The organism is Pseudomonas sp. FG1, from assembly GCF_034313875.1.
Lineage (GTDB): Bacteria > Pseudomonadota > Gammaproteobacteria > Pseudomonadales > Pseudomonadaceae > Aquipseudomonas > Aquipseudomonas veronii.
The window spans coordinates 4,943,904-4,958,918 of sequence record NZ_JAVIWP010000001.1 but is presented as its reverse complement, the minus strand read 5'-3'; the positions used below and the strand labels follow the sequence as shown (position 1 = coordinate 4,958,918).

Genomic DNA, 15,015 nt, shown 5'->3' with positions numbered 1-15,015 from the left:
ATAATTATTCTCGCTACAATCCGCGGCTTTGCCACCCGGGGCGGGTGTTTACAACCCGTCGCTCTCGAGAAGTTCCATGCTCATCGGTAGTTATTCTCCCTCTCTGGTCGTGATCTCCCTGTTCGTCGCGGTGCTTGCTTCCTACACCGCGCTCGACCTCTCCGGTCGCATCGCCACGGCCAAGGGTCGCGCCATCTACTTGTGGATGCTGGGCGGGGCATTGGCCATGGGCGTGGGCGTGTGGTCCATGCACTTTATCGGCATGTTGGCGCTCAGGTTGCCGTTCGCCCTGGGTTTTGACCTGGACATTACCGCGTTGTCGCTGTTGATCGCGGTGTTGTCCTGCGGCTTTGCCTTGTGGCTGGTCAGCCAGCAGCGCCTGCCTATGTGGCAACTGGGGTTTGGCGCGCTGATCATGGGCGCCGGCATCAGCAGCATGCATTACACCGGCATGGCCGCGATGCGGATGCTGCCGGGCATCGATTACGACCCCGCGTTGTTTGGCGCCTCGTTGCTGATCGCGGTGGCGGCGTCTGGCGCGGCACTGTGGATCGCCTTCAATCTGCGGCGCAACACGCCTTATGTGCGTCTGGCGCGCGGTGGCGCCGCCGTGGTGATGGGCGTGGCCATCGTCGGCATGCACTACACCGGCATGGCGGCGGCGCGTTTTGCCGACGACAGTTTCTGCGGCGCCGCGCTGACCGGCTTGAGCGGCAAGGGCCTGGATAACCTGGTGTTGGTCACCAGCCTGGCCGTGCTGGTTATCGCGCTGCTCACGTCGTTGCTCGACGCGCGCCTGGAGGCGCGTACCGCGGTGCTGGCCGACTCGCTGACGTTGGCCAATCAGGAACTGACCCACCTGGCCCTGCACGACACCCTGACCGGCCTGCCCAATCGCACCCTGCTCGCCGACCGGATTCAGCAAGCCATGCAGGCGGTGAAAGAGCAGGGCGGTTGCCTGGCCCTGATGTTTATCGATCTGGACGGCTTCAAGCCGGTCAACGATGCCTTCGGCCATCACATGGGCGACCAGTTGTTGCGCGAAGTCAGCCAGCGCCTGCGTGAAGATCTGCGCAGCCAGGACACCCTGGCGCGCATCGGCGGTGATGAGTTTGTGCTGTTGGTGCAACTGACGCAGCCCAATGATGCCCTGGGCCTTGCCGAACGCCAGGTGGTGCTGATCAATCGCGCGTTCCAGGTGGCGGAACACGTGCTGAAAATTTCAGCCAGCGTCGGTATCGCGATGTTCCCGGGCAACGGCAGTACGCCCCAGGAACTGCTGATGAACGCCGACGCCGCGATGTACCACGCCAAGGGCATGGGCAAGAATGGCTACAGCTTCTTCGATGTGTCGATGAACTCTAACGCGCGCAAGCAACTGCAGTTGTTGCAGGACTTGCGCAACGCAGTCGAGCAGCAGCAGTTCCGCTTGTACTACCAGCCCAAGTTCGACGCTGTCAGCGGTGCCCCGATAGGCGCCGAAGCCTTGCTGCGCTGGGAGCATCCGCAAGAGGGCTTGTTGCTGCCGGCGGCCTTTATCGAGCTGGCGGAAAAAACCGGGCTGATCATTCCGATTGGCGAGTGGGTGCTCGACGAAGCCTGCCGTCAGATGCGCGTGTGGTACGCCCAGGGTTATGAAGGCTGGCGAATCGCGGTGAACCTGTCGGCGTTGCAGTTTTGCCACGCCGGCCTGGTCAAGAGTGTCGCCGCCGCGTTGGATCGCCACCAGTTGCCGGCCAACAGCCTGACGCTGGAGATTACCGAAACCACCGCCATGAGCGATGCCGATGCAAGCATGACGGTGTTGCAGCAGCTGTCGGAAATGGGGGTCGATCTGTCCATTGATGACTTCGGCACCGGCTATTCCAGCCTGATGTACCTCAAGCGCCTGCCGGCCAACGAACTGAAGATCGACCGTGGCTTTGTGCGAGACCTGGAACACGACGGCGACGACGCCGCCATCGTCTCGGCCATCGTCGCCCTGGGCCAGGCCCTTGGGCTGCGGATTGTCGCCGAAGGGGTGGAAACCGATGTCCAGCAGAGCTTCCTCACACGCCTGGGGTGCAACGCGTTGCAGGGCTACTTGCTCGGGCATCCGTTACCGGCGGATGGCTTCATGGCCGACATCCTGCGGGCACAAGCAGCGCTGGCGCCTGACAAGCAGCGTGCTTGACGGGTATTCTTGGGGCCAACTCTAAACATTTGGTTGATTCAGGAGAGCGTAGGCATGGACAAAGTCCTCATCATCACCGGGGGCGGTCGTGGGATTGGCGCCGCGACGGCATTGCTGGCGGCTCGCCAGGGCTATCGCATTTGCATCAACTTCCAGTCGGACGAAGAGGCCGCTCATCGCGTGCTCGACCAGGTCCGTGCGCTGGGCGCCCAGGCCATTGCGGTGCGCGCCGATGTGAGCATCGAGGATGAGGTGATCGCGCTGTTCCATCGTGTTGACAACGAGTTGGGGCGGGTGACGGCACTGGTCAACAATGCCGGCACCGTGGGGCATAAATCCCGTGTTGATGAAATGTCCGAGTTCCGCATCCTGAAGATCATGAAGACCAACGTGCTCGGCCCGATTCTGTGCGCCAAGCACGCGGTGCTGCGTATGTCACCCCGGCATGGTGGGCAGGGCGGCAGCATCGTCAATGTGTCGTCGGTGGCGGCGCGCCTCGGTTCGCCGGGTGAATATGTCGACTACGCCGCCTCCAAGGGCGCGCTGGACAGCTTTACCATCGGGCTGTCGAAGGAAGTGGCGGGCGAGGGCATTCGTGTCAACGCGGTGCGCCCCGGCTATATCTACACCGACTTCCATGCCCTGAGCGGTGATCCGGACCGGGTCAGCAAGCTGGAGTCCGGGATTCCCATGGCCCGTGGCGGCCGGCCGGACGAGGTGGCGGAGGCGATTGTCTGGTTGTTGTCGGACAAGGCGTCCTATGCCACCGGGACGTTCGTCGACCTGGGCGGCGGTCGTTGAGGCCCTCGGCCTTCAGCTCGGCAGATGGCGCAGCACTTCATAGCCTTTAAAGGAAAACGCCTTGAGCCGGCTGGCTTCGGAGTTATCCAGGGTGCTGTAGCCGTCGTTGAAGAACCCATCGATACGCCCGTTGCGGGCATGGCTGCCATTCAAGGTGCGGTCGTCAAGGTTGTCGAGAAACTGCAGCACTTTTTCCAGGTTGTAAGCCGCGTCAGCACGCGCATCCGGGTCTGCGTTGGATGGGGTCCAGTCACCGACCTGCTGCTTAAGATCATCAGCGATCGCGTAACTGTCGCGGCCTTGCAGGAAGTGCGTCATGACCGGGCTCTGGTCGATGATCTGCTGTGCCGAGCGCAGGTCGCCGGCCGGTCGGTCCAGCGGAGCGTACATCTCGCGAACCTGCTTTTGTTCGACGGCACGCATGTAGTTGGGCGGGATGGGCAGGGGTGCAGGCCTTGGGGGTACAGAAACGCTCATAGGAAACCTCTGGTTCGAACCAGGAATAGTGAGTGTCCTGTGTGGTACGTGCGTCGATCTGGTTCCGCGTCAAAACGAGCGCACAATGCGTCCCAACGTCTCCATCGCTTTTTCCGATGCTTCCGACCACGGGCTGCCGTAGTTCAGGCGGATACAGTTCCTGAAACGCTGGGTCGCCGAAAAAATCGGCCCCGGCGCGATGCTGATGCCTTGGGCCAAGGCCATCTGGAACAACTTCAATGAATCCGTCTGCTCCGGCAATTCCAGCCAGAGGAAATACCCGCCGGCCGGCTGGCTGACCCGCGTCTGCGCCGGAAAATACCGGGCAATGGCCGCGAGCATGGCGCTTTGCTGTTCTTCCAGGGCGTAGCGCAATTTGCGCAAGTGCCGGTCATAGCCGCCATGTTGCAGGTAGTCGGCAATCGCCGCCTGGGCGGGCATCGACGGGCACAACGAGGTCATCAGCTTCAAACGCTCGACCTTCTGCGCATAGCGCCCGGCCGCCACCCAGCCAATGCGATAACCCGGTGCGAGGCTCTTGGCGAAGGAGCCGCAGTGCATCACCAGGCCCTCGGTGTCGAAGGCCTTGGCGGGTTTCGGTGCCTGTTGTCCGTAGTACAACTCTGCGTAGACGTCGTCCTCGATCAACGGCACCTGATGGCGGCGCAGCAGCTCCACCAATTCCTGTTTCTTCGCTTCCGGCAGCGTGGCGCCCATGGGGTTCTGGAAACTGGTCATGGTCCAACAGGCTTTGATCGGGTAGCGCTCCAGGCTTTGCGCCAGGGCGTTGAGGTCGATGCCGTCACGCGGATGCACGGGGATTTCCACCGCTTTGAGTTTCAGGCGTTCGAGCACTTGCAGGCAGGCATAAAACGCCGGTGCTTCAATGGCCACCAGATCGCCCGGCTCGGTGACGGCCTGCAGGCACAGGTTCAGGGCTTCGAGGGCGCCGTTGGTGATCAGCAGCTCTTCCATCGGCAACATCAGGCCGCCGACCATATAACGCAGGGCAATCTGCCGGCGCAGTTGCGGGTTGCCCGGCGACATGTCGGTAACCACCAGGCGCGGGTCCATCTCACGGGCAGCGCTGGCCAGGGAGCGAGCCAGGCGGGGCAACGGGAACAGCATCGGGCTGGGGAAGGCCGAGCCGAACGGCACGGTATTCGGGTCTTTGATGGACTCGAGCACCGAGAACACCAATTCGCTCACATCGACTTCGGTGGATTCATGCACGTGTTCACTCACCACCGGTTCGGAGAACGGGCTGGGCGCATGGGTGTTGACGAAGTAGCCAGAACGCGGTCGCGCCCGGATCAGGCCGCGGCGTTCCAGCAGGTAGTACGCCTGGAACACCGTGGACGGGCTGACGCCGTAGGTCTGGCTGGCATAGCGCACCGAAGGCACTCGCTGGCCAGGGCCGAGCACGCCGGAGCGGATCAGTTCTGCGATGTCGTCGGCGAATTTTTCGTAGCGTTTCATGGTAGCCAAATTAATCTTCTCAAGATGTACGCAGGGCGAAATGTGGCCGCCGGCTTAGCGGCTGCCACATTTGATCTCTTATGCTGGCCAACCCTCAGCGGTTCAACGGTGCCACGAAACGGCTGTCTGCAGCGCTGTAGACCCATGGTTCGTCGACGTCGGTGACCTTGAAGCGCAGGATCTGCGAACTGCTCGCCGGCTTGTCCGCCAGCAACGCCACCGACACCGGCACGTCGCTGATTTCCCCCGGGGCCAGGCTGATCTGGGTCTTGCCTTGCAGCTGGAAGCCTTCGCCATCCACCAGTTCCAGGCGGTAGTCCTGGGGTTGCTGGGTCTTGTTGATGACCTTGAGGCTGTAGATGTTTTCGATCAGGCCCTGGCTGTTTTCGCGGAACATGCCGCGGTCCTTGGTCACGTCCAGCGACACCATCGGCCGCTGCACCAGTGCCACGACCAACGCCGCGATCATCACCAGCAACACCGCACTGTAGCCGATCAGGCGTGGCCTGAGCAGGTGGGTCTTGCCGCCTTGCAGTTGATGTTCGCTGGTGTAACTCACCAGGCCGCGGGCGTAGCCCATTTTGTCCATGATCGAGTCGCAGGCATCGATGCACGCCGCGCAGCCGATGCATTCCATTTGCAGGCCGTCGCGGATATCGATGCCGGTGGGGCACACTTGCACGCACAATTGGCAATCGATGCAGTCGCCGAGGCCGACGTCCGCCGGTTTGGCTTCACGCTTGCGCGGGCCGCGGTGTTCGCCACGGGCCGCATCGTAGGAGATGGTCAGCGTGTCTTTGTCGAACATCACGCTCTGGAACCGCGCATATGGGCACATGTGCATGCACACCGCTTCGCGCAGCCAGCCGGCGTTGAGGTAAGTGGCGGCGGTGAAAAACACCACCCAGAACAGGCTCACGCCGCCCATCTGCCAGGTCAGCAGTTCGCTGGCCAGCGGGCGAATGGGTGTGAAGTAACCGACAAAGGTCAACCCGGTCAGCACGCTGATCCCCAGCCACAGCGTATGTTTGGCCGAGCGCCGCGCCAGTTTGTTCAGGCTCCAGGGTGCCGCTTGCAGCTTGATACGCTGGTTGCGCTCGCCTTCGGTGACTTTTTCGCACCACATGAACAGCCAGGTGAACGAGCTTTGCGGGCAGGTGTAGCCGCACCACACCCGGCCGGCGAACACGGTGATCGCAAACAGGCCGAAGGCGCAGATGATCAACAGCGCCGACAGCAGGATGAAGTCCTGCGGCCAGAACGTGGCGCCGAATATGTGGAACTTGCTTTCGGCCAGGTCCCACAGTACGGCCTGGCGCCCGCCCCAGTTCAGCCACACCGTGCCGAAAAACGCCAGGAACAGAATGCCTGCACCAGCCACGCGCAAGGTGCGGTACAGGCCGGTGAAGCTACGGGTATGGATCTGGTTATCGCTGGATTTGGCCGTCACCTTCTTCGGGTGCGCAGGCTCGTGGATTTCCACGGTTCGGACGGGGATCATTTCGCTCATGGTCGTTTGCTCATCAGCCTCCATCAGGCCGGTGAACTATGCTCGTCGTGCTGTTTGCATAACAGACTCAGGTGTGGCGATAAAAAGCGGATCAGATGCGCTGCAAAGGCCCTGCTGCGACAATGTGCTGCACCCCGTGGCGCCTGGGGCGCAGCTCGATTCAGCGTGTGCTGATACAGATCAATCAAATCACCGAATCACTGTCGCTGGCCTTCAGGTGTTTGCGCCCATCCTGGGCGCCGGCGACGGTCAGCGCGTCGGCCTCGACCTCGGTGATGTAGATCCGGTCGTCGTTCAGCGCCACAAAAGACATGGATTTTTCGCTGTCGGTACTGATGGTGACCTGGGACGCGGGCAGGCTTTGTTCCTGGCCGTTGTCATCGACCGTGAAGTAGCAGATCTGGTTTTCGATACGTACAGGCATGGTGAACTCCTTGTCATCGTCTGGTGATGGTGAGGGGATAGCATTGGGCTGAGGGTTCCTCCACCCGCACGGGCGGGTCTTGCGGCGGTTCCTCCTCAGGAGGCGCAGCCGGTTCGGTGGGCGGCAGGGTCGGCTTGTCGATATTCGGATCGGGCGTTTGCGCGGGGATCGGGATATTCATCGGTGTGGCCTCCTTTGTGCTTTGCTCTATCGGTGGACAGCCGCCCGGGGGAATTGATTCCCCCGTCGATGGCGGCACATCCACCTGAACTTTTCACCCGGCCCCGGGCTCGGACCTTATGTGGCCCTGCTCAGGGAGAGCGGTGCCGTATCAGAATTCGGATCAAGCAAAGAGCGTCCACAGGGCGTAAGGGGAAGATGCTCGATGACTGCTGAAACACTGACTCCAGACGATTGTGTATTGCCGCTGTCCCAGGCGTTGTTGCTGCCTCGCATAGCGATTGAAAGCACCATGCCGGTGATCGACGGCGGCGAATTTGCGGTCAAGGCCGTGGTGGGCCAACGCATCAATGTCACCAGCAAGGTGTTCGCCGACGGCCACGACACGCTCGCGGTGCTGATCCGCTGGCGCGCCTTGCACGATGAAAGCTGGCACAGCGAGGTCATGGCCGATATCGGCAACGACGGCTGGGAGGGCGCGTTTACCGTCACCGCCCAAGGGCCCCATGAATATTGCATCGAAGCCTGGATCGATAGCTTTGCCAGCTTCTGCTACGAACTGCGCAAGAAACATGAGGCTGGCGTGCCGGTCAGCCTTGAGTTGCAGGAAGGCCGCAGCCTGGTGCTGCTGGCCGCCGAGCGCAGTGACAGTGAGCTGCGCGAGCGCCTGATGCGCTTGCACCACGAGCTCTCCGGCCTGCTGGAAACCGAGCAGGTTGCGCTGTTCCTGCACGAAGACAGTGCGTACCTGATGACCCGGGCCGATCACCGCGCCTATTTGAGCATCAGTCCCGCGTACCCGCTCGACGTGGAGCGCGAGCGTGCGCAGTTTGCCAGTTGGTATGAGCTGTTTCCGCGCTCTATCACCGACCATCCAGCGCGTCACGGTACGTTCCTCGACGTGCATTCGCGGCTGTCGATGATCCATGACATGGGGTTCGACGTGCTGTACTTCCCGCCGATCCACCCCATCGGCCGCAGCCACCGTAAAGGCAAAAACAATGCCTTGAGGGCCGAGCAGCACGATCCGGGCAGCCCCTACGCGATCGGCAGCGAGGAGGGCGGTCACGACGCGATTCATCCGCAACTGGGCAGCCGCGACGATTTTCGGCGCCTGGTCAAGGCGGCCGCCGACCATGGCCTGGAAGTCGCCCTGGACTTTGCCATTCAGTGCTCCCAGGACCACCCGTGGCTCAAGCAGCACCCGGGCTGGTTCAACTGGCGCCCGGACGGCACGATCAAATACGCGGAAAACCCGCCGAAAAAGTACCAGGACATCGTCAACGTCGATTTCTACGCCGCCGATGCGATCCCCAGCCTGTGGACCGAACTGCGTGACATCGTGCTCGCTTGGGTCGAGGAGGGCGTGAAGACATTCCGCGTCGATAACCCTCACACCAAGCCGCTGCCATTCTGGCAATGGCTGATCAGCGATGTGCGGTCCAAGTACCCGGAGGTGATCTTCCTCGCCGAAGCATTCACCACACCGGCGATGATGGCGCGCCTGGGCAAGGTCGGTTACTCCCAGAGCTACACCTATTTCACCTGGCGCAACACCAAGGCCGAGCTGAGCGAGTACTTGGCGCAATTGAACGAGTCGCCATGGCGCGAGTGCTACCGGCCGAACTTCTTCGTCAACACCCCGGACATCAACCCCGCTTTCCTGCATGAGTCCGGGCGCCCGGGTTTCTTGATCCGCGCCGCGCTGGCGAGCATGGGCTCGGGGTTGTGGGGCATGTATTCCGGCTTCGAACTGTGCGAAGCCGCGCCGGTGCCGGGCAAGGAAGAGTACCAGGACTCGGAAAAATACGAGATCCGCCCCCGGGACTTCACCGCACCCGGCAACATCATCGCCGAGATCGCCCAACTCAACCGCATCCGCCGGCAAAACCCGGCATTGCACACGCATCTGGGGCTAACGCTCTACAACGCCTGGAACGAGAACATCCTGTACTTCGGCAAGCGCAGCGAAGACGGCAGCAATTTCATCCTGGTGGCGGTCAACCTCGACCCATTCAATGCCCAGGAAGCGCAATTCGAATTGCCGCTGTGGGAGCTGGGCCTGCCGGACGACGCCCACACCCAGGGCGAAGATTTGATGAACGGCCATCGCTGGACGTGGTACGGCAAGACCCAATGGATGCGGCTGGAGCCGCAGATGCCGTTCGGGATCTGGCGCATCACCACGTACTAAGGATCGACATGTGGGCGGGGGCTTGCTCCCGAAAGCGCTATGCCAGCCTATGGATCAAGTGACTGTCCTGCCGCTATCGGGCGCAAGCCCCGCACATCGACCCGCTTCAGTCCGCAAGAATCCTCGAGTTTTCAGGAGTTTCCAATGGCGAAGAAACCCAAGGCTGCCACCTTTATCAAAGACCCGCTGTGGTACAAGGACGCGGTGATCTATCAGGTTCACGTCAAATCCTATTTCGACTCCAATAACGACGGCATCGGTGACTTTCCCGGGCTGATCGCCAAACTCGACTACATCGCCGACCTCGGTGTGAACACCATCTGGCTCCTGCCGTTCTACCCCTCGCCACGTCGCGACGACGGCTATGACATCGCCGAGTACCGCGGCGTGCACAGCGACTACGGGACCATGGCCGACGCCCGGCGCTTTATCGCCGAAGCCCACCAACGCGGGCTGCGGGTGATCACCGAACTGGTGATCAACCACACCTCCGACCAGCACCCGTGGTTTCAGCGCGCACGCAAGGCCAAGCCCGGCTCGGCGGCGCGGGACTTCTACGTGTGGTCCGACGACGATCAGAAGTACGACGGCACGCGCGTCATCTTCCTCGATACCGAGAAGTCCAACTGGACCTGGGACCCGGTGGCCGGCCAGTACTTCTGGCACCGTTTCTATTCCCACCAGCCCGACCTCAACTTCGACAATCCGCAAGTGATGAAAGCCGTGCTGTCGGTGATGCGCTTCTGGCTCGACATGGGCATCGACGGCCTGCGCCTGGACGCGATCCCGTACCTGATCGAGCGCGACGGCACCAACAACGAAAACCTGCCGGAGACCCACGACGTCCTCAAGCAGATCCGCGCCGAGATCGACGCCCATTACCCCGACCGCATGCTGCTGGCCGAAGCCAACCAGTGGCCGGAAGACACGCAGATGTACTTCGGTGACAAAAAGGGCGACGACGGCGATGAATGCCACATGGCCTTTCACTTCCCGCTGATGCCGCGCATGTACATGGCGCTGGCCCAGGAGGACCGTTTCCCGATCACCGACATCCTGCGCCAGACCCCGGAAATTCCGGCCAATTGCCAATGGGCGATCTTCCTGCGCAACCACGATGAACTGACCCTGGAAATGGTCACCGACAAAGAACGCGACTACCTGTGGAACTACTACGCCGCCGACCGTCGCGCGCGGATCAACCTGGGCATTCGCCGCCGCCTGGCGCCGCTGATGGAGCGTGACCGGCGTCGCGTCGAACTGCTCAACAGCCTGTTGCTGTCGATGCCGGGCACGCCAACCCTGTATTACGGTGATGAAATCGGCATGGGCGACAACATCTACCTGGGCGACCGCGACGGCGTGCGCACGCCGATGCAGTGGTCCATCGACCGCAACGGCGGCTTTTCTCGCGCCGACCCGGCCAGCCTGGTGCTGCCGCCGATCATGGACGCGCAATACGGCTATCAGTCGGTCAACGTCGAAACCCAGGCCCAGGACCCGCATTCGCTGCTCAACTGGACCCGCCGCATGCTTGCGGTGCGCAAGCAGTCCAAGGCCTTCGGCCGCGGCAGCCTGAAGATGCTCTCGCCGAGCAACCGGCGCATCCTCGCCTATACCCGCGAATTCACCGGGGACGACGGCCGCACCGAGATCATCCTGTGCGTGGCCAACGTCTCGCGCAGCGCCCAGGCGGCCGAGTTGGACCTCTCGGCCTTCGCCGGCATGGTGCCGGTGGAGATGCTCGGCGGTAATGCGTTCCCGCCCATCGGCCAGTTGAATTTCCTGCTGACCCTGGCGCCGTATGGCTTCTATTGGTTCGTGCTGGCGGCGGAAAACCAGATGCCCAGTTGGCATGTGGAACCGGTGCAAAGCATGCCGGACTTCACCACCCTGGTTCTGAAAAAGCGCATGGAGGAGCTGCTCGACGCACCGTGTCGCGCCGTCCTGGAGCACACCTCGCTGCCGGCCTGGCTGCCCAAGCGCCGCTGGTTCGCCGGCAAGGACACGGCCATCGATAGCGTGCATATCGCCTACGGCGTGCGGTTCGGCGACCTGCAGCACCCGGTGCTGCTCAGCGAAATCGAGGTGAGCGCCGGGGGGCAGGTCAGCCGTTACCAGTTGCCGTTCGGCTTTCTCGGCGAAGACCAGTTCACCAGCGCCTTGCCGCAACAACTGGCCCTGGCCCGTGTGCGGCGCGTGCGTCAGGTGGGGTTGGTGACCGATGCGTTCAGCCTGGAACACTTTATCCGCGCGGTGATCCAGGCCTTGCAGGCCGGCACCGTGTTGAACAGCAGCGAGGGCGAGCTGCGCTTTGAAGCCACGCCGCAACTGGCCAGGCTGGCGCTGACTGATGAGTCGCCCGTGCGCTACCTGGCCGCCGAGCAGTCCAACAGCTCGGTGGTGGTGGGCGAGAGCCTGGTGCTCAAGCTGATCCGCAAGGTCAGCGCCGGGGTCCATCCGGAGCTGGAGATGAGCGCCTACCTGACCGCAGCCGGTTACCCGAACATTTCGCCGTTGCTCGGTTCGATGATTCGGCGTGACGGCCAGGGCCAGGACAACCTGTTGATGATTGCCCAGGGCTACCTGAGCAACCAGGGCGACGCCTGGGGCTGGACCCAGAACAACCTGGAGCGCGCGATCCGCGACGAACTGGCCGAAGCGATGTCCGAACAGGAGCAGCATTACAACGCCTTGGGCGAGCTGGCCGACTTTGCCGCTTTGCTCGGGCAGCGCCTGGGTGAAATGCACGGCGTGCTGGCGGCGCCGACGGCCAACCCAGACTTCCAAGCCGAAGTCACCACGGCCAAGGATGCCGAGGCCTGGGCCAAGGACATCGCGGCGCAGATCGAGCGCGCCCTGCAATTGCTCAAACTGCATCAAAACCAATTGAACCCGGCCGATCAGGCGCGGGTCAGTGAATTGTTGGAGCAGAAAAAAGCCATCGGCGCTCAGGTCCGGGCGTTGGCGCAGGCCACGTTGGGCGGCTTGCGCATTCGCGTCCACGGTGACTTGCACCTGGGCCAGGTGCTGGTAGTGAAAGGCGACGCCTACCTGATCGACTTTGAAGGGGAACCGGCGCGGCCGCTGCACGAACGGCGCGGCAAGCACAGCCCGTATAAAGACGTCAGCGGCGTGCTGCGTTCGTTTGATTACGCGGCGGCCATGGCCCTGAATGTGCAAGGTGTGGACCACTCACCCGCAGCGGACGCGGCGCGCCAGCGTGTGACCGAGCGCTACCTGATTGAGGCGCGTCTGGCATTTATCAAGGCTTATCACGCGGCGACGGCTACACTGGCGCATGACTGGCAGGATGCCAAAGGCCAGGACGCAGCGCTGACCTTGTTCAGCCTGGAGAAGGCCGCGTACGAAGTGGCTTATGAAGCGGAAAACCGCCCGACCTGGCTGCCGGTGCCCTTGCAGGGGTTACACGGTTTGCTCAGCGGGCTCATACCTGGATCGAAATCTGTACGCGGTGGGGAGACGTCATGAGTTTTACGAATAAAGAACCGCTGCAGCCGAAACTGACAGCAATGCCGGCGTCCAACGACGTCGAAGCGCTGGTGCGCGCCGAACACCATGATCCGTTCTCGATTCTCGGGCCCCATGATGACGAGCAGGGCGGCCAGTTTATCCGTGCGTTCCTGCCGGAGGCCTTGAGTGTCCAGTTGCTGAGTCGCGACACTGGCGAGCCGATCGGCAGCCTCGACGCGACCCAGGTGCCGGGTCTGTTTATCGGGCATTTCAGCAGCCGCCAGGCCTACCTGTTGAAGATCCAATGGGCCGGTGTCGAACAGATCACCGAAGACCCTTACAGTTTCCAGCAACTGCTGCTGGGGGAAATGGACCTGTACCTGTTTGCCGAAGGCAATCACCGTGACCTCAGCAGCTGCCTGGGCGCCCAGTTGACCACGGTCGATGGCGTGCAGGGCGTGCGGTTCGCCGTGTGGGCACCGAACGCCCGGCGCGTGTCGGTGGTCGGCGACTTCAATATCTGGGACGGCCGCCGCCACCCGATGCGCCTGCGCCATCCGGCCGGTGTGTGGGAGATCTTTATCCCACGCTTGCAAGCGGGCGCGGCCTACAAATACGAGATTCTCGGGGCCCACGGCATTTTGCCGCTCAAGGCCGACCCGATGGCCCTGGCCACCCAGATGCCACCCGACACGGCATCGAAAGTCGCGTCGCCGTTGCTGGTCGACTGGCAGGATCACGCGTGGATGCAGGCGCGTGCGCAAAAGCAGAAGCCCACGGCGCCGCTGTCGATTTATGAGTTGCACCTGGGCTCCTGGCAGTGCGAACTGGACGAGGCCGGAGAGGTTTCGCGCCAGTACGGCTGGGGTGAACTGGCCGAGCGGCTGATTCCGTATGTGCAACAGCTGGGCTTTACCCATATCGAGCTGATGCCGATCATGGAACACCCGTTCGGCGGTTCCTGGGGCTATCAAGCGTTGTCCCAGTTCGCGCCGACTGCGCGCTTCGGTTCGCCGCAAGCATTCGCCGAGTTCGTCAATGCCTGTCACCAGGCCGACATCGGCGTGATCCTCGACTGGGTACCGGCGCATTTTCCCACCGATGCCCACGGCCTCGCGCAATTCGATGGCACGGCGCTGTACGAATACGCCAACCCGCTGGAAGGCTTCCACCAGGATTGGGACACACTGATCTACAACCTGGGTCGCACCGAAGTACATGGCTTTATGCTGGCCTCGGCGCTGCATTGGCTCAAACACTTCCACGTCGATGGCCTGCGCGTCGATGCCGTGGCCTCGATGCTGTATCGCGACTATTCGCGCAAGGCCGGCGAATGGGTGCCCAACCGCCATGGCGGCCGCGAGAACCTCGAAGCCATCGACTTCCTGCGGCACTTGAACGACGTGGTCGCCCTCGAAGCCCCCGGCGCGCTGGTGATCGCCGAAGAATCCACGGCCTGGCCGGGCGTCAGCCAGCCAACCCAACAGGGCGGCCTGGGCTTCAACTACAAGTGGAACATGGGCTGGATGAACGATTCCCTGCATTACATCCAGCAAGACCCGGTATACCGCGCCCACCATCACAATGAACTGAGTTTTGGCCTGGTGTATGCCTGGTCCGAGCGCTTCATCCTGCCGATCTCCCACGATGAAGTGGTCCACGGCAAGCACTCGCTGATCGACAAGATGCCCGGCGACCGCTGGCAGAAATTCGCCAACCTGCGCGCCTACCTGAGTTTCATGTGGACGCACCCGGGCAAGAAGCTGCTGTTCATGGGCTGCGAGTTCGGCCAATGGCGCGAGTGGAACCACGACCAGCAACTGGACTGGTACCTGCTGCAATACCCCGAACACCGTGGGGTGCAGAAGCTGGTGAGTGACTTGAATCGCCTGTACCGCGAGGAACCGGCCCTGTATGAACAGGACGACGCGCCCCAGGGCTTCCAGTGGCTGATCGGCGACGATGCGATCAACAGCGTCTACGCCTGGCTGCGCTGGAGCAAGGACGGCAGGCCGGTACTGGTGGTGGCCAACTTCACCCCGGTGCCCCGTGAAGCCTACAAGGTCGGCGTGCCATTCGCCGGGCGTTGGAGCGAGGTGATCAACAGCGATGCGGACACGTATGCCGGTTCGAATTATGGCAATGGCGGGGGGGTATTCACCGAAGATGAACCGCATCATGGTCAACCGGTGTCGCTGTCGTTGAATCTGCCGCCATTGGGCGTGCTGATTTTGCGTCCGCAAGACAGTTAACGGCGCCAAGGTGCTGGCGTCTATTGTCCGCGCTAGTGGCAGGGTGCCACA

At 62.4% G+C, this 15,015-nt stretch carries 10 protein-coding genes; 5 read left to right on the top strand and 5 right to left on the bottom strand.

Annotated elements, in window-relative coordinates; translation table 11 throughout:
• Positions 1-76 precede the first annotated feature (76 nt).
• Together RGV59_RS22600 and RGV59_RS22595 are read left to right on the top strand one after the other, a co-directional pair.
• On the top strand, positions 77-2,173 hold the full coding sequence (locus tag RGV59_RS22600) for a putative bifunctional diguanylate cyclase/phosphodiesterase (RefSeq protein ID WP_104903066.1): 2,097 nt from the start codon (positions 77-79) through the stop codon (positions 2,171-2,173).
• A gap of 54 nt (positions 2,174-2,227) precedes the next feature.
• Positions 2,228-2,974, top strand: a complete 747-nt coding sequence (locus RGV59_RS22595) for an SDR family oxidoreductase (protein ID WP_046383198.1) — start codon at positions 2,228-2,230, stop codon at positions 2,972-2,974.
• 12 nt (positions 2,975-2,986) lie between these two features.
• Here the strand turns inward: RGV59_RS22595 and RGV59_RS22590 are convergent, their stop codons facing one another.
• From RGV59_RS22590 to RGV59_RS22570, 5 genes are all read right to left on the bottom strand, one after another.
• On the bottom strand, positions 2,987-3,451 hold the full coding sequence (locus tag RGV59_RS22590) for a hypothetical protein (protein WP_226940717.1): 465 nt from the start codon (positions 3,449-3,451) through the stop codon (positions 2,987-2,989).
• Positions 3,452-3,520: 69 nt separating this feature from the next.
• Entirely contained in the window at positions 3,521-4,930 is a 1,410-nt protein-coding gene (gene mapR / locus RGV59_RS22585; protein WP_017848443.1) for a GntR family transcriptional regulator MpaR, read from the bottom strand.
• Positions 4,931-5,024: 94 nt separating this feature from the next.
• Positions 5,025-6,440, bottom strand: a complete 1,416-nt coding sequence (gene ccoG, locus RGV59_RS22580; protein WP_126586451.1) for a cytochrome c oxidase accessory protein CcoG — start codon at positions 6,438-6,440, stop codon at positions 5,025-5,027.
• A 184-nt stretch (positions 6,441-6,624) separates the two neighbouring features.
• The gene (locus tag RGV59_RS22575; RefSeq protein WP_046483643.1) at positions 6,625-6,864 is read right to left on the bottom strand and encodes a DUF3203 family protein; all 240 of its coding nucleotides are present in this window, start codon (positions 6,862-6,864) and stop codon (positions 6,625-6,627) included.
• A gap of 13 nt (positions 6,865-6,877) precedes the next feature.
• Positions 6,878-7,045: a hypothetical protein gene (locus RGV59_RS22570; protein ID WP_164887046.1), complete on the bottom strand. Its 168-nt coding sequence runs from the start codon at positions 7,043-7,045 to the stop codon at positions 6,878-6,880.
• A gap of 204 nt (positions 7,046-7,249) precedes the next feature.
• Between RGV59_RS22570 and RGV59_RS22565 the strand changes: the two genes are divergently transcribed.
• From RGV59_RS22565 to glgB, 3 genes are all read left to right on the top strand, one after another.
• Positions 7,250-9,238 (top strand): alpha-1,4-glucan--maltose-1-phosphate maltosyltransferase, encoded by a 1,989-nt coding sequence (locus RGV59_RS22565; RefSeq protein ID WP_126586449.1) that lies wholly within the window; start codon positions 7,250-7,252, stop codon positions 9,236-9,238.
• Between the two features lie 144 nt (positions 9,239-9,382).
• Entirely contained in the window at positions 9,383-12,730 is a 3,348-nt protein-coding gene (gene treS / locus RGV59_RS22560) for a maltose alpha-D-glucosyltransferase (RefSeq protein WP_126586447.1), read from the top strand.
• Entirely contained in the window at positions 12,727-14,964 is a 2,238-nt protein-coding gene (gene glgB, locus RGV59_RS22555) for a 1,4-alpha-glucan branching protein GlgB (RefSeq protein ID WP_322247054.1), read from the top strand. The genes treS and glgB overlap by 4 nt, the downstream gene beginning before the upstream one ends.
• Positions 14,965-15,015 lie beyond the last annotated feature (51 nt).

Bases quoted from the DNA above. Each gene is read 5' to 3' on its own strand.
- RGV59_RS22600 (WP_104903066.1), top strand. From the start codon at position 77: ATGCTCATCGGTAGTTATTCTCCCTCTCTGGTCGTGATCTCCCTGTTC.
- RGV59_RS22595 (WP_046383198.1), top strand. From the start codon at position 2,228: ATGGACAAAGTCCTCATCATCACCGGGGGCGGTCGTGGGATTGGCGCC.
- RGV59_RS22590 (WP_226940717.1), bottom strand. From the start codon at position 3,451: ATGAGCGTTTCTGTACCCCCAAGGCCTGCACCCCTGCCCATCCCGCCC.
- mapR (WP_017848443.1), bottom strand. From the start codon at position 4,930: ATGAAACGCTACGAAAAATTCGCCGACGACATCGCAGAACTGATCCGC.
- ccoG (WP_126586451.1), bottom strand. From the start codon at position 6,440: ATGAGCGAAATGATCCCCGTCCGAACCGTGGAAATCCACGAGCCTGCG.
- RGV59_RS22575 (WP_046483643.1), bottom strand. From the start codon at position 6,864: ATGCCTGTACGTATCGAAAACCAGATCTGCTACTTCACGGTCGATGAC.
- RGV59_RS22570 (WP_164887046.1), bottom strand. From the start codon at position 7,045: ATGAATATCCCGATCCCCGCGCAAACGCCCGATCCGAATATCGACAAG.
- RGV59_RS22565 (WP_126586449.1), top strand. From the start codon at position 7,250: ATGACTGCTGAAACACTGACTCCAGACGATTGTGTATTGCCGCTGTCC.
- treS (WP_126586447.1), top strand. From the start codon at position 9,383: ATGGCGAAGAAACCCAAGGCTGCCACCTTTATCAAAGACCCGCTGTGG.
- glgB (WP_322247054.1), top strand. From the start codon at position 12,727: ATGAGTTTTACGAATAAAGAACCGCTGCAGCCGAAACTGACAGCAATG.